The organism is Blautia sp. AM29-29 (assembly GCF_003480555.1).
Lineage (GTDB): Bacteria > Bacillota > Clostridia > Lachnospirales > Lachnospiraceae > Fusicatenibacter > Fusicatenibacter saccharivorans.
This window is the reverse complement of sequence record NZ_QUJD01000031.1, coordinates 1-15,268: the sequence shown is the minus strand read 5'-3', so window position 1 is coordinate 15,268 and position 15,268 is coordinate 1. Positions and strand designations below refer to the sequence as shown.

The 15,268-nt window shown below is 41.9% G+C and carries 11 protein-coding genes; all 11 read right to left on the bottom strand.

The window, feature by feature from the left end; translation table 11 throughout:
• Positions 1 to 112: 112 nt before the first annotated feature.
• The gene (locus tag DW769_RS15525) at positions 113 to 1,675 is read right to left on the bottom strand and encodes a glycoside hydrolase family 43 protein (protein WP_117761858.1); all 1,563 of its coding nucleotides are present in this window, start codon (positions 1,673 to 1,675) and stop codon (positions 113 to 115) included.
• A gap of 19 nt (positions 1,676 to 1,694) precedes the next feature.
• A complete protein-coding gene (locus DW769_RS15520) occupies positions 1,695 to 3,320 on the bottom strand; it encodes a sugar ABC transporter substrate-binding protein (RefSeq protein ID WP_117761853.1) in 1,626 nt (541 codons plus the stop codon).
• Positions 3,321 to 3,488: 168 nt separating this feature from the next.
• Complete coding sequence (locus tag DW769_RS15515; RefSeq protein ID WP_117761852.1) at positions 3,489 to 5,051, bottom strand: glycoside hydrolase family 43 protein; 1,563 nt, start codon at positions 5,049 to 5,051, stop codon at positions 3,489 to 3,491.
• 14 nt (positions 5,052 to 5,065) lie between these two features.
• Complete coding sequence (locus DW769_RS15510; protein ID WP_117761851.1) at positions 5,066 to 6,214, bottom strand: glycosyl hydrolase family 8; 1,149 nt, start codon at positions 6,212 to 6,214, stop codon at positions 5,066 to 5,068.
• 7 nt (positions 6,215 to 6,221) lie between these two features.
• On the bottom strand, positions 6,222 to 7,121 hold the full coding sequence (locus DW769_RS15505) for a carbohydrate ABC transporter permease (RefSeq protein ID WP_117761850.1): 900 nt from the start codon (positions 7,119 to 7,121) through the stop codon (positions 6,222 to 6,224).
• Between the two features lie 18 nt (positions 7,122 to 7,139).
• The gene (locus DW769_RS15500) at positions 7,140 to 8,096 is read right to left on the bottom strand and encodes an ABC transporter permease (RefSeq protein WP_117761849.1); all 957 of its coding nucleotides are present in this window, start codon (positions 8,094 to 8,096) and stop codon (positions 7,140 to 7,142) included.
• A gap of 86 nt (positions 8,097 to 8,182) precedes the next feature.
• Positions 8,183 to 9,850, bottom strand: coding sequence for an extracellular solute-binding protein (locus DW769_RS15495; protein ID WP_118750612.1), 1,668 nt, complete (start codon positions 9,848 to 9,850; stop codon positions 8,183 to 8,185).
• A 200-nt stretch (positions 9,851 to 10,050) separates the two neighbouring features.
• Entirely contained in the window at positions 10,051 to 11,652 is a 1,602-nt protein-coding gene (locus tag DW769_RS15490; protein ID WP_118750611.1) for a response regulator transcription factor, read from the bottom strand.
• Positions 11,653 to 11,702: 50 nt separating this feature from the next.
• Positions 11,703 to 13,490, bottom strand: a complete 1,788-nt coding sequence (locus tag DW769_RS15485; RefSeq protein ID WP_117761846.1) for a sensor histidine kinase — start codon at positions 13,488 to 13,490, stop codon at positions 11,703 to 11,705.
• Positions 13,491 to 13,734: 244 nt separating this feature from the next.
• Complete coding sequence (locus DW769_RS15480; RefSeq protein ID WP_117761845.1) at positions 13,735 to 14,010, bottom strand: hypothetical protein; 276 nt, start codon at positions 14,008 to 14,010, stop codon at positions 13,735 to 13,737.
• 134 nt (positions 14,011 to 14,144) lie between these two features.
• Positions 14,145 to 15,268: sialate O-acetylesterase (locus tag DW769_RS15475; protein ID WP_243105476.1), on the bottom strand; the 1,124-nt coding region annotated here is incomplete at its 5' end.

Below are 15,268 nucleotides of genomic sequence, written 5' to 3'. Positions count from 1 at the left end.
ATAGTTTTATAAATGCTTACGATTTCTGCTCTTTGCTAAAGTTAATGACATTGCATAAACACTGGGTTTGCGAGGTGTTTTAATCTACTTAAGTGTCAAAGATGAGATAATACTAAGGCTGGTATCGGTTGTCAATACATAAATTCTGCAATGTAAAATCATGAAACACTGCAGTTCCCCCTGTTTGCTCTGAGGCATAACAAAACAGTCCAACTCTGCACCCTGTAAAATGGTCCAGCTTGAAATACAATTTATGTACGCTCCCTAATCTTTTCCACTCGCCATGACTCCAATATCGAAAAACTACAATATCTTTCATATCAGAAAAATCAGCAGAAAGTTCCAGATGAGCAATCGGGCAATCCATCTTAACCCTCTCATGTTCCTCAAGGTTTTCACCTTTTTGGATGACAGGATATCGACTGTCATCAGCAGGACTCCCGGCACGCATAACCAGATAATACTGATCTGCCTGACGTGTTATTGCAATCATTCCATAACAACCCTGAAGTGCACAGATACCAGCATAATCACCATTGTTTAAATCAGACCCATCAATTACAACTGAAGCACGGCACCCGGGCCAGATCATTCTCTGCGTTAATGTATTTCGTGCTTCACACAAATCCTGGCACAAAGAACCGGCAGTTAGTTTTAATCCTCCATTTTCATCACAGTCAACCAGACGATAATCTGGCACATGATTCCACTGCCATGCTTTATGAATCGATATTTTTCCACCTTCCTTTTTATACTGAAACTTGTCATTCGCAGTCAGGGGTTCGTATACATATTCCGGTTTTCTGTTCCTCAGTAAAATCGGTTCTACTATTTTCCCATTACTTCCAAATTCCGGGAATCCATGAGTAAAATCTACCGGAACCAGAATCGGGATTCTCCCTACCGCTCCAGAATCCTGAAAAAGGAAAGCATACCATTCGCCTTCCGGTGTATCTACAATTCCTCCCTGTGCCACACCGCAATTGAAATATCCCCGATCATCATCCAGTATATCCCGTCCGATAAACTCACTCTCCAGACTATCTGAAACAAAACATGCCTCTGTTCTTCTTCCCGCTCCGCCATTGGGCCAGTGAATCAGAAATACATAATACTTACCGTTAATTTTATATGCATGAGCTCCTTCATATCCCAGACGCACATTTCCTGTATCCTCAATGATCTTTCTGTGCAATCCTCCAGGTTTCGGACTGCTCAGATCAGCAGTTAATTCTGTAATATAAATCTGTGTATTTCCATATACAATATAAACTCTGTCATCATCAAACAAAAGAGAGCAGTCATGGTAAAATCCTTCGATATACTGTTTTTTCCACGGCCCTTCTATATTTTCTGACTGATACAGATAAGTGCGATGGGTATCATTGGCAGCAAAGCACACATAGAATATACCATTATGATACCGCAGGGATGCTGCCCACATACCCTGTCCGTAAATATTTTCTCCATTCTCCATACACTGTGCCGGTGTATGATCCAGATCATCAAAAACGTAACCCACACGCTCCCAATCTGTCAGATTATAAGAACGAAGAATCTCACCCCCCGGCATAAAGTGCATGGTTGTACTGATCATATACCAGATATCCCCCACGCGTATCAGATCAGGATCCGGATAGTCCATGCCAATTAAAGGATTGTAAAAATCTTTCATTGTATAAGTCTCCTTTTCATCATTCACTTTTGTTTCCCGTCCGCTCATCCACTACTTTCTGCATTTCTGCAAAAAATATCTCCGGATGAACGGATTCGTAACTTTCCATATACTTCTCCCAGATAGAATCAAAATCCTCTGTCATAACCAGCTGCGGCAGATATTCACGTTTAACCTGATCCATTTTCTTCCATACCAGTCCTGCCTCAGAACCCGTTGTCAGAATATCCGCATAGGCATACACGGGAAACCACTCTCCCGGTATATCATGATTTCCCAGCATATCTACATAGTCATTACATCCATACGCTGACAAACATTCTTTCACATCCTCCGGCAGAGCAGCATAAAATTCCTCCGGCTGAAATTCCGGTGAAAAAGCATTGATTCCATCTTCATAATTTCCTTCTAATCGTGGAAAATAAGCATAAGAGCAAAAATGTGTATTTTTATACTGCGAATCAGCAACCATATCTCTCTGCTCTTCGGTCAGATAAAACAATCCGTTCTCGTCCACTTCATAATCTACCCCTTCAATTCCCCAAAAACGAAGTTTCTGAATATCCTCTCTGAGCAAATCATTAAGGAACTGAAAAGCCCCCTTTACATCTTTACAACTTACTGTGACAGATATTCCTCCTGAAACATCTGGCTGAGTTCCATTCTGGGTATGCCACTTATTTTGTACATTTCTGTCGATTGTAATGGGAAGAGGCACATAATTCATTCCCTCTCCCTGCTGACGCAACATATCATCCACGGTATAATAAAACTGCCACCACTGATCTGACATACCAAGAACACGTCCGGTAGCAAGTTTTTCCAGATACTCACTATAAGTCTGTGTGTAGAACTCTGGATCAAGAATTCCTTTCTGAAATTCTTCATTTAATATCCGGTAATATTTTCTTGCCGTTGCTGTGGTATTATAATCCTCCACTTTCAATGTATTTGGATTCACAATGCAGCAGCCATCATTAGGATAGCCATCTAAAAACTGCGGCACATTTTCCAGACAAAAATATCGCCAGTCATCACAAAGAACAGTATATGGTACAAGGTCATCCAAAGGATGAGCGTCCACATAAGCCTCAATAAGATTAAAGTATTCTTCCAACGTACGTATTTCTGGATACTTCGCCCATTTTAATACTCTTGTCTGTATCCAGAATGCTTCGCCATTATGCAGAATATCTTCTGATGGATTTTTTTGATTCCCAAACTGGGGGATCCAGTAAATATGCCCATCCTCCTGTTTTAACAGTTCCCACTGACTATCAGTAAAATAACTGCGCAGATTCGGGTATTCATCCCAATACTCATCAACCGGAATCAAAGCATTTGCTTCATATAAATCAATATTGCCGGAAATAAAATCTGGATACTCTCCTCCGGCAATATAGGAAGCAATAGCCTGGTCGGAAGTCTGTCCTACCAGCCATATCTCTTCACATTCTGCTCCTGTCAGTTCCGCGATTTTCTTTTTTATCTCATTATCCTCATCAATCTCCTGTCCTAGAACAGAAAAAAAAGCCGAATATTTTCTAATCTCCGGCTTTTTCCTATTTCCTATTTGCCAAAATGCTGTTCCCGCCAGAGCTACGACGCAGCATAAAAGTGTACATTGTTTCCAGTACTTTCTCATATATCCGTTTCCCTTCTTAGAAATTAAAGTATGCTTCGGTGTATCTGCTATGAGGGGTGCACCATGCTTTGCATAACATGACACCTTTTCAAGATAATAGTACCCAGAAATTCCGCTGGAATTTCCGAGTACACAGCTTAGAATCTTTAATTATTATAACGGATACTCTTACTGGTTTTCAATAGCCATCCATGCAAAGTCCGCATGATTTTCTGAAATTTCACCATTGGAGGATGCATACATTCCCAGGCAGCAACCTGTAAAACCGCCCGCCAGTTCAGTACTCAATCCTGTCATATCCACATCAGAAACAAGCAGCATCTTTTCTTTTCCCTGAACTTTATAGTAGAAATCTGTCTTCTGTCCTCTGCCTCTGATTTCCAGAGTTACAAATCCATCTTCGATTTCTTCAGCCGCCAGTTTTTCTTCTTTGTCACCCAGACGACGATTGAGTAACAGCTGCACCTTACCGTCACACATCATTTTGGTAAACCGAACATGATGTGTCTCATCACACAGAATGGCAAGACCAGCTTCCTCCCCATTTACACAGGGGGAAAACTCTATTCCCGCAGATGCAAGATACAGATATTCCTTCTGTCTTACAGCAACGAAAGCAGGACAGGATGTTTCATTTAATGTCTGCGGCAAAGTCGGAAGTCTCAGATATCCACTTCTCTGGAAAAGATCGTATTTTTCCCAAAGAGGCTTCCGAAGAGTCATGCATTCCATCGGGAGTTTCTTCTCGAAGAAATGGTATACCTGGCTTTCAGGTTTCATTTCTGCCCCATCTCCCGGAAGTTCGACTACCGACTCCAGCATACCGACTCCCGGATTCACAACAGGCCATCCATCTTCCCATGTCACTTTCGCAAGAAATGTATCGCGACCTGTATTTACATAGCCTTCGCATTTTCTGGAACCCAGCATAACCACATACCAGTTTCCATGGCCATCGTCCACCAGATCACCATGACCCACAGCAGTGATGGGATAATCATTTCCCAGATGACGATGCGTCAGAATAGGGTTATTGGGATTGCCCTCATATGGTCCCCACACACTTCTGCTTCTGGAAATCGTCATACTGTGATTTGGTCCTGTACCTCCCTCAGCATTCATCAGATAATAATAACCATCCTTTTTGTAAAGGTGAGGTCCTTCCGGCCAGATCACATGATGCATGGCACCTTTCCAGATTTTTTTGCTTTCACCAATAAGCTCCATGGTCTTCAAATCAAGTTCCTGAACCCATATCTCCCAGTCCCCATTATAACGAACTCCGTGCTTCTGGTTTGGTCTTGTTCCTACATAATAGCAATGAACTGTTCCATCTTCATCTTCGTCAAAGAACAGACTGGGATCAATCCCCGGAGCATCTTCATCCAGATAATAAGGATCAGACCAGGGACCCTCCGGGCTTTCAGCAGTTACAATAAAATTGTCTCGATGTGAAACATTTGTTGTAATCATGTAATAGCGTCCCTGAAAATACCTCAGGGTCGGTGCATAGATTCCCCTGGAATGTCCGGCATTTTCCAGATGGAGCTGTGACTCTCGGGTAAGCACATGACCGATCTGCTCCCAGTTAGCCAGATCTTTGCTGTGATAAACAGGAACACCAGGAAAATAAGCAAAGCTTGATGTTACAAGATAATAATCATCTCCCACTCTGCAGATGGAAGGATCAGGACGAAAACCCGGTAAAATTGGATTGTTAGCATAATGCATAATAATATCTCCTGTTAATAGATTCTATAATTTCCACTTAATGCAAGAAAAGCGAAGAAATAAAGGCAATTATCATAATATCTCCTGTTTCCTGTACGCAGAGGTGTATTCCAAAACTTGCGGACACAGGCAAGGGCATGCTCATTTTGTACCAGCAATCCTGCCTGTGCATTCACTGCTGTCATGGCCACCGGATGCAAAGCTTTTCCGGGGATTACCGTACCATCAATGGCAAAAATTCCATCCTGATGTTCCTCCCCTGCTGTCTCACAGAAAAATTTCAGAAAGTGCTTTCCTTCTTCCACTTCCCACTCATCTGCACCAAACCAGGCATAATCCAGAGCAATATTAGCAATCGTGCGATAGGCATCACTGTAATACCAGTCATGTCTCCCCCAGATATTCTGCCCTTTTGTGCAAGGGGTTCCATCATACTCTGCATACTCTGCACACAGGCCGGTCACAGGGTGACATGCCTTCTTCAAGTATTCCCTGCTTGCCTTCGCTGCTTCCTCCCAGAAAGAACGGTCTTCTTCGTAAGACCACTGTGCAAATAATTCATAAAAATGAGGCAAATGATAGGAAGGATCTGAAAAATCCACTTCGGTAATAAAACGTATCAGGTGGTTATCCGGATCCCACATGGCACGTCCCGCTTCTCCGTTTTCTCCTTTATGAATACAGGTATGCAGCAACTTTTTTGCCTCTTCGCTATAAGCAAAAATCCCTTCCCCGTCGCCCCAGCGATGAGAGGCAAAAAATAATGCCATTGCAAAGAACTCTTCTCCGTCCGGTGCCGGGCCATCAGCGTTTCTTGTGCCATCTGTTCCACAAGACCATGCAAAATATCCGGCATTTTCACCTTCAGTCATATACATATAGGTTCTTGCCCATTTCCATATCCTGTCAAACTCTTCTTTTTTATTCATCTGCACGCACATCATCATGCCATAAGACATGCCTTCCGTACGTGCATCCAGATTACCGGTATCCTCTATGTATCCAAGATCACAACCGACGGGATGATAAATTCTTTCCTCATCACTCCCATAAAAAAGAGTCTGAAATATTTGATCTATTCTATTTTCTATTTCCTTTTTCTCATATCCGGCTAATTCGAATATATTTGGATAAATTCCTGTGTAAACGGCTCCCTTTTCCATCTTTATCTTATTCCTTTACTCCTCCGATGGTCAGACCGGCTACAAAGTATCTCTGAAGGAACGGATACAGGCAGACAATCGGCAACATGGTCAATACGGTAGCTGCTGCACGTACAGAGGTTGGAGTAACTGCACCTGCTGCATTTTTCATAGCTTCTGCAGAATTACCCTGATTGGTAACGGAAGAAAGCAGTTTCATCAACTCATACTGCAAGGTTGTCAGGTGTACACTCATACGGTTGTACAGCATGGCATCGAACCAGGAGTTCCACTGACCAACTGCCACAAACAAAGCTACGGTCGCATACACCGGTTTACACAGCGGTGAAGTGATTTTCCAGAAAATCGTTGTGTATCCGGCACCATCAAGCTGTGCAGACTCTTCCAGACTCTCCGGAAGACCGTTCATATAGGTACGGATAACCAGCATATTAAAGGCACTGAACATACCAGGAATTACATAAACCCAGAAACTGTTTGTCATTCCCAGGTTTTTGTACAGCAGGAATGTTGGAATCATGCCACCGTTTACATACATGGTAATAACCCAAAATAGTGACAACTGTTTTTTGAACAGGAAATGTTTTCTGCTGACGATAAATGCCAGAATTGCATTGGCAATCAGGGCCAGCAAAGTTCCAACTACTGTTCTTGCCACAGAAACATAAGCACCTGTCAGCAGGTTATCTTTCTGTAAAACGGTAAGATAGTTCTTCCAGGTAAATTTTCGGGGCAACAGATAAATCCCACCCCTCAATGCATCCGTACCGTCATTAAGTGAAATTGCCACTGTATTCAGAATCGGATATAGTGTAATCAGCACGAATAGAATCATGAACAGGGTATTACATATCACGAAGATGGTATCCCCAACCGATGTTTTTTTCCTTTTGTGAAGTTTTTCCATAGTCTGATTTCTCCTTTCCTAAAACAGCCGCTCGTCACCGGTCCGTTTTGCAATCTCATTGGCGATGACAACAAGCACGATGCTGACAAAACTCTTGAAGATACCTGCCGCAGTACCAATTGCAAAGTCATTCTGGCTGATACCCCATTTCAATACGTAAATATCAATTGTCTGTGCCACGCTCTGTACCAGACCATTACCTAACAGGTACTGGATTTCAAAACCTGCATTTAATACGTTACCTACATTCATCAGAAGAAGAATCATAATAGTCGGACGGATTCCCGGTAATGTAATATAGCGGATTCTCTGCCATCTTCCGGCCCCATCAATATTGGCCGCTTCATAAAGGGAAGGGTCAATGGATGTAATTGCAGAAAGATAAATAATGGCATTCCATCCTGTTTCCTTCCATACATTGGCAAATGCCACGATTGGCCAGAAGAATTTTGGATGAGCGAAGAAATTCAAAGGCTGATCAAGAATACCGAATTTCAAAAGAAGCTCATTCACAATACCCGTTCCGGACAGTGCGTCATGCAGAATACCAGTTACGATAATCCAGGACAAGAAGTGCGGCAGGTAAGAGATTGTCTGCACTACTTTTTTTCCACCCTGAGACTTTACATCGTTCAACAAAATAGCAAATAAAATTGCCATAAAGAAGGTTGCTACCAGGTTGATTACACCCATAGCCAGTGTATTTCTGATAACACGCAGGAATGTGGCATCAGAAAACAACTGCTGGAACTTTGCCAATCCTACAAACTGAGAATGCAGAAGTCCATCCTTGGGACGGTAATTCTGGAAAGCCATCAGCCATCCTCCCAATGGCAAATAGCAGAAAATCACACCATATAATACAATAAAGGCTGACCAGATCAGCAGAGCTTTCTGTCTTTTTATTTCTTTCCAAGTGATTTTCACTTTCATTTCTGTTACTTTTTCTTTTTTTCTTTTTTCTATAGCAGCCATAGTCTCCTCCTAAAAAGAGAGGGCAGATGAACCGGTCTGTCACACGATACCGCAACCGACATCTGCCCGATTTATTCACTTATATTCTACTGATACTTCTTGGCTTCTTCCATTCTGCGATCAAGCTCTGTCTGCATTTCTTCCAGGAAATCCTGAGGATTACATTTTTCGTATACACTCATGTACTCATCCCATGCAGCTTCAAAATCTGATGCCATTACTACTTTAGGAAGATATTCATGCTTGATTTCTCCCATCTTTGTCCATGCAATACCACCAGGTGTGCTTGTTGTCATAGTACTTGAGAAAGAATACATTGGATACCATGGTCCCGGAGCCTCACTGGTTCCAAGCATGTCTACATATGTTTCAGCACCATAGGCATTGAAACATGCTTTCACATCATCCGGCAGTCCATCATAGAATTCTTCGGGCTGGAACTGTGGCGACATTGCGTTGATTCCATCACGGCTTGTTCCGGTATACCCTGGGAAATAAGAATAACCGCAAAAATGTGATGCTTTATAAGCAGTATCAGCTGCCTGAGTTCTCATTTCCTGAGTTTTATAGTATTTACCATCTTCATCTACTTTATAGTCAACATCTTTTACGCCCCAAGAACGCAGATCCAGTACTTCCTGAGAAAGAAGATCATTCACAAACTGTAGTGCACCTTCCACGTCATCACAGCTTGTTGTAATAGCAAGACCGGCGGAAACATTCAGAACACTACCGGAGTTATGCCACTGATTTTTAATTCCTCTTTCAATTGTAATCGGAAGCGGAACGTAGTTGCATCCCTGTTCACCCAGCCCCTGCTGTTTCAGTGCATCGTTTACACTATATGCAAAATCCCACCACTGGTCGATCATTCCCAGCACACGTCCGGTGGAAAGTTTTGCAATATATTCATCATAAGTCTGTGTAAAGGATTCCGGGTCTACAATACCTTTCTTGAATTCTTCATTCAATTTTCCGAAGTATCTCTTAGCTGTAGGTGTTGTATTATAATCAATGACCTGCAAGGTTTCCGTATCTACCATAACACTTCCATCATTTGGATATCCATCCAGGAACTGAGGTGCATTTTCCAGACAGAAATAACGCCAGTCATCACAGAGGATTGTGTATGGAATATTGGTTGTACCATCTTCCATTGTAGGATTGGCCTCATAGTATCTTTCAATCAGATCAAAATACTCATCCATGGTCTGAATATCCGGATAATCTGCCCATTCAAGAACTCGAGTCTGAATCCAGAATGCTTCATCATTGTGTGTTGTTGCTTTTTCCTCACCGTAAATATTACTGAACTGTGGAATCCAGTAAATATGTCCATCCTCCTGGCGAAGTTTATCCCATTCTTCCTCTGTAAAGAACTCTTTAATGTTCGGATACTGATCAATATAGTCATCCAAAGCAACCAAGGCACCGGCATCATAGAGCTGAGCCATACCATCTCCACCATCAATCAAATCCGGATACTCACCACCGGCGATCAAGGTTCCTACAGCTTCCTCAGCAGTCTGTCCTGTAAGCCATGTCTCTTTACATTTAGCACCTGTAATCTCAGCAATTTTCTGCTGAATTTCATTATCATCATTGATTTCTGTACCGGGAACTGCAAAGAATGCAGTAAATTCTTTTACTTCGCCATCAGATGACTCTGCACCTGTGTCTGTTTCTGCTTTGCCACAGGCCGCCATGGACACCGCCGCTAACAGCATAAGGGATATTAAACTTTTTCTTTTCATAGACTCCATCCTCCTATTTCTTTTGATACTATAAATATTTTCCTATTCGTCTGCAGAACAAATACGACTTATCAAGTAACTATATTGTACCTTCTACAAAAAAAACCTCAACCGGACAAAGCATACAAAAAGACAGGACAAATTATAGAACCCTATCATTTATCCTGTCTTTTTTCAGTTGGAAAATTTCTTCCATTTTCTCAGTTTTTCAATACTCCGCCCTGTCTGCGGAACTTTGCAGGTGTGCATCCCTTTGCCGCAATAAAACGGTTAATAAAATAATCGCAGTCTTTATATCCCACATCCAGAGCAATCTGATAGATTTTATCACTGGTATACAACAGTCTCTGAACTGCCTGCTCCATCCGATAGTTATTCAGATACTCTTTAAATGACTGTCCGAACTTTTTCCGGAATATCTGTCCCAGATAAGCACTGTTCACATAGTACTTTTTACTCAATTCTCTCAAAGTAAGATTCTCTGCATAATTTTCGCGTATTTCTTTCTCAACATCTCTAATTACGCCTCCCCTGGAAATATTTTTGCGAAGCTGAGCCAGATATTCTGCATACTCCAGAGCAAAATGCACCATATGCACACTGCTGCCTCTGGTGACTCCCTCTTCAAATGTGCTTTCACCAATGAAATGTAGAATTTCTTTCTGATCGACACAATCATCCTGCTCAGTTGCCAGATAAATCAGCTGAAACAGGAAATAATTAATGTTAAGATTGACTGTATCTGCGGCAAGTCCCATCTGCCGCATTTCTTCATACAGATTTTCCACACATTTACGGATCTGTATCTTATCGTTTTGCTCAATGGCTGATATCAACGCATCCAGGCTCTGTTTGCACAGGATAATACCCCCATTATGAATCTGTACCTCTTCTTCATAAAAATACATTTTCTTTTTTGCACGGAATGCTTCCAGAGAGTTCAATACACAGGCGGTACTATAGGATTTTGCGAGTCCAGAAATGTCTGATACTTTTTTACCCGCCAGCAATTTTACAGGACGCTGAATTGCCAGTTCAAGACTCTCCTGAAAGTCGCTCAGATACTCAACTTCACTGATTGCCCGGTTCTTCGCCATATAATCACAGTAAATAAAACCTATATCGTAATTCTTCTCATTCCAGGACACATCAAAGAAACAGTGACTGCTGTCTTCTTTCAGGAAATCCTGACAGGCCTGATGCAGTTTTCTCTGAATCAGACGGTATTCCCCATCCTCCTGTTCGGACATGTCTCCTATATCATAGGGTTCCAAATAAACATATCTGACACTGTCAGAAAGATTCATGTGACTTTTTATATATTCCAGATTCACCGTGTCATACTTTCCACAGAGAAGAGCAATAATATTTCTGGTCAAATATTCATGTTCCAGCTTTTGTTTTTTCTTTTCATTTTCCCTGGCAGCTTCTGACACTTTGGCTACGCTGCGCAGTACACCCAAAAGCTCCTCTTTTTCCACCGGTTTCAGAATATATTCCATACATTCATAACGAATTGCCTGCTGTGCATAGGAAAAATCACTGTAACCACTTAAAATTATAAAATAAGCATCTGAAATATTTTCTCTGCGTATTGTCTCCAAAAGTTCTAGTCCACTCATTACCGGCATCTTAATGTCTGAAATGACCAGATCCACCTTATGCTCTTTCAGATATGTAAGTGCTTCTGCTCCATCGGCAGCAGTATATACAATCTCATACCCTTCCTGTTCCCAGTCAACAAACACCATAAGCCCCTGTACAATAAAAGGTTCATCATCAACCAGCAAAACCCGCAGCATGTTCTTATCTCCTTTGTTTCTTTTCCATTCCCAAGACCCCTGTTGAAGTCTTATCTGTGCATCTGTATTCTATCATCCAGAGCGTCTATCGGCATCCTGATCTGAATAGTAGTACCGATTCCTACTTCACTCTCTATATGAAAACACACTTTGTTATCCGTTATCATTTTCAGTCTGAGGCAGGCATTGATAATACCTACACGCCCCTTTTCTCTTAGTTTCTCGATGCTTGCATTACACATCTTTTCCTTTATTTCAGCCACTTTGTCCTCATCCATACCGCTTCCGGTATCCTCCACTTCGATCCAGATATCCTCATGTTTACGATAAACCCGGACAAAAATCCAGCAGGAAGCTGTTTTACTCTCAATCCCGTGCACACATGCATTTTCCACAAAAGTTACGACAGTCAGTCTTGGAATCTGAATATCCTCACATTCCGGTTCTATGTCCAGCTCATAGGAAAGCCTGTCTCCAAAACGATACTTTTGAAGTCCCAGATATGCCTCCACGAATTCCAGTTCCTTTTTCATTCTGACAAAATTTGTACTCCAATCCACATTCTGACGTTCCATCACGGCCAGTTTTCCCACCATATCCGCAGTTTCATACTCTTTCTTTAAGATACTGTGCATCCGAATGCTCTCCAGGGCATTAAACAGGAAGTGAGGATTCACCTGACTCTGCAGTGCCAGAAGTTCTGCATTCTGTCTGGCAATATCCATCTCCTGTTCTCTCAGACGATCCTTATACACCGTCTGAATCAGATCATTCAGGCGGGATGCCATGTGATTATAATTGAGCATCAGACTGCCTATTTCATCTTTCCCCCGCACATATGAGATTTCCTGAAGATGATCCGCATCTACGTGATCAAATGCTTTGCTCAATTCTTCCACCCTGGCAGTAAAAGAACGATTAATAAGCCGCATCAGAATCCACGGCATCACCGTATTAATCAACACCAGAAAAACAATCAACGGCATATGATTCCATATCTGTGCCCGTATCCCACGACTTCTTTTACAGACTGCAATCTGTAGATGTTCTCCATAAGCACTGTATTCTTTCTGATAATCCGGCTGTATGTTTTCCTTCCATTCGCTAAAAGGCCACCCTGGCTGATTATATCCGTTATTAGAAAGCAAAATCTGATTATCTTTACATATATAGATCTCAGACTCATAATTCATATTATCCAGATTGCGTACAAGACTACTGTAATCCATTTCAATCGTCACTATTTTTTCACAGCTGTCCTGTCCGGAAAAATTTAGTTTTCTGATAAATAACACGCTGCGCCGCGGCTGCACTGCAGAACTTTTCCACTGGTCATAATAAAAATACAATACTGAATTATTTCCCGCTTCCTGCAAATATCTATACCATTCTGTCTCACGCACATCAGACAGACGGATGAAATGTCCGCCATTGATAATAGTATCATTGTCCGCATAAATCGTAACCACTGTATTATCCGTACCCATACTGGTCTCAAACAGTGAATTCTTCATAAATGCTTGATGTCCCGTCACATAATCCAGAGGAGTCTCATACTGTCGATTCAAAAACTCCTCGATATACCCGTTCATATAAATATTTTTTGCTTTCATTGCGGCATTTTCCACTTCCCGGGAAAGATTATATATAACAGCACTTGCATCATTTTCCATCACATGCCGCTGCTCCACTCTCTCGGATTGAACCACAATAAATAGAATAACACTGTCTGTAATGATAAGTGGTATCAGCATACAATAGATATACAGAATATGAAGCTTTTTCTTCAGGTTAAAGTCATTCATGGTATTTTCTAATCTATCAATCAGTCTCTTCATACGCTGCCCTCCTGTAGCCATCATACCATATTATGTTCCAAACATCCAGAACTATCTCTTCCAGCTTTCTGTCGGACCCATACATGAGATCCGGGGGACGGTGCCTTCCCTATAGAAAACTATTTTCTCTACTGCAAAAATTTTGCTTAAAAATTCTATTTGCACTTCATTGAATCCTTTGTGCAGTGAAATCGGTACGCAGGTTTTATGAACCTGTTCTATAATACCCACAGCCCAGAAATCATCATCCGGATTTCCCGCCAGATAGTTCTCCGGAACTGCCCAGGCAGCAAATCAGCTTGAGAATTTCCTGATCTTTTACCTCTCTGCTGCTCATTTCCAGTTTCAGCCATTTGCAGGGTTCTGCTTCTATTTCACAGAGAAAAGAACCCTCACCGTCATTCGCCACTTCAATGATAACCTCACGGTTTCCCGCATAGAGAAAATCTCGGATTTCCAGTGATTCACAGACCCCATAATTTTTCACAAGGATTCTGTCATCATCTGTACGTGAAACCATCAGGCGAGGTTTTCCAAAAGGTTCCACATACATTCTCACCGGATATCGGCAGCCATCTTCATTTTTACATCCTCATAAGCATCTTACTCTACTAGAAAAGGTACACAGTACCCACCATCAAATATTTTCATTTCTTATGATATCTCCTGAAATATAATCTGGAAAGGAACTACCGGCAATTCCTCATCGCTGTATAAATTTGCTTCCCACGGACAGTCATTCCATGCATAGGATACTCCAACGGTATCTTCCGTTATGGATACTTCGACAGTATTTTCTCCTGTCAGTTTTCCCTCGGCTGCTTTACGGCTTCCATCTTTACAAATAATATCAAAACCTCTGACCGGTTCATTCTTATCCTGTCGCAGAGAAACTCCCGGTACTTCTTTCAGATCCGGAGTTCTTTTCTCTGTATGCAATACAATGCCTGACGGTTCGAAAACAAACTTTATACTTCCAGTATTTCTAATGGCTGCAGCAAGCTCCGGATTTCGGTATGATACGTTTCTGCCATAAATTAATGTTTCTGCCGCAAGTGCCGCACGTACGCCGACTGTTTTCTTATCGGTAGGATGCAGATCGTTGTATTCTCCCAAGTCATAAGCCTGTACCATCATGGCATACGGCAAACCGGCTGTTTTTCTCTGAGCCTCACGAAGTCTTGCCCACTGTATGCCGTCCGTATGAAGTTTTCCATCAGAAAATCCTGCCAGCTGCACAAAAATGAACGGCATATCCGGCATCTGCCAGAGGGTTCTCCATTCCTCGATCATCGTGCTAAATTCCTCCTCATAGGTTTCCGGCCGCCCGGTATTGGATTCACCCTGATAGAAGAAACATCCTTTGATTTTCCATCTTCTGATGGGATAGAGCATTCCCTGATAAAGTCCACATGCTTTAAACTGGAAAAATGTCATCTGCGGCAGCGATTCCATCCGGTGGATGATTTCATAATTCCAGTCACCGGAAAGAGATACCTTTTTCTCCAGATTGCTGCCATAACAAAGTTCATACACCTTTCCAGGTACAAATCCTCCTTCCTGTCTGAAAACCATCAATTTAACTTCGATGATATTCTCTCCTGCATGAAGAATTCCCTCCGGTATCCGATAAATTCTGGGTGGGTACTGGTATTCCGTCTCTCCGATCAATGTGCCATTAATTAAAATCTTATCTGCATCAATCATAGCACCGAAATAAAGAATCAATGTCATTAACTTTAGCAAAGAGCAGAAATCGTAAGCATTTATAAAACTAT

Bases quoted from the DNA above. Each gene is read 5' to 3' on its own strand.
- DW769_RS15525 (WP_117761858.1), bottom strand. From the start codon at position 1,675: ATGAAAGATTTTTACAATCCTTTAATTGGCATGGACTATCCGGATCCT.
- DW769_RS15520 (WP_117761853.1), bottom strand. From the start codon at position 3,320: ATGAGAAAGTACTGGAAACAATGTACACTTTTATGCTGCGTCGTAGCT.
- DW769_RS15515 (WP_117761852.1), bottom strand. From the start codon at position 5,051: ATGCATTATGCTAACAATCCAATTTTACCGGGTTTTCGTCCTGATCCT.
- DW769_RS15510 (WP_117761851.1), bottom strand. From the start codon at position 6,214: ATGGAAAAGGGAGCCGTTTACACAGGAATTTATCCAAATATATTCGAA.
- DW769_RS15505 (WP_117761850.1), bottom strand. From the start codon at position 7,121: ATGGAAAAACTTCACAAAAGGAAAAAAACATCGGTTGGGGATACCATC.
- DW769_RS15500 (WP_117761849.1), bottom strand. From the start codon at position 8,096: ATGGCTGCTATAGAAAAAAGAAAAAAAGAAAAAGTAACAGAAATGAAA.
- DW769_RS15495 (WP_118750612.1), bottom strand. From the start codon at position 9,850: ATGAAAAGAAAAAGTTTAATATCCCTTATGCTGTTAGCGGCGGTGTCC.
- DW769_RS15490 (WP_118750611.1), bottom strand. From the start codon at position 11,652: ATGCTGCGGGTTTTGCTGGTTGATGATGAACCTTTTATTGTACAGGGG.
- DW769_RS15485 (WP_117761846.1), bottom strand. From the start codon at position 13,490: ATGAAGAGACTGATTGATAGATTAGAAAATACCATGAATGACTTTAAC.
- DW769_RS15480 (WP_117761845.1), bottom strand. From the start codon at position 14,010: ATGGTTTCACGTACAGATGATGACAGAATCCTTGTGAAAAATTATGGG.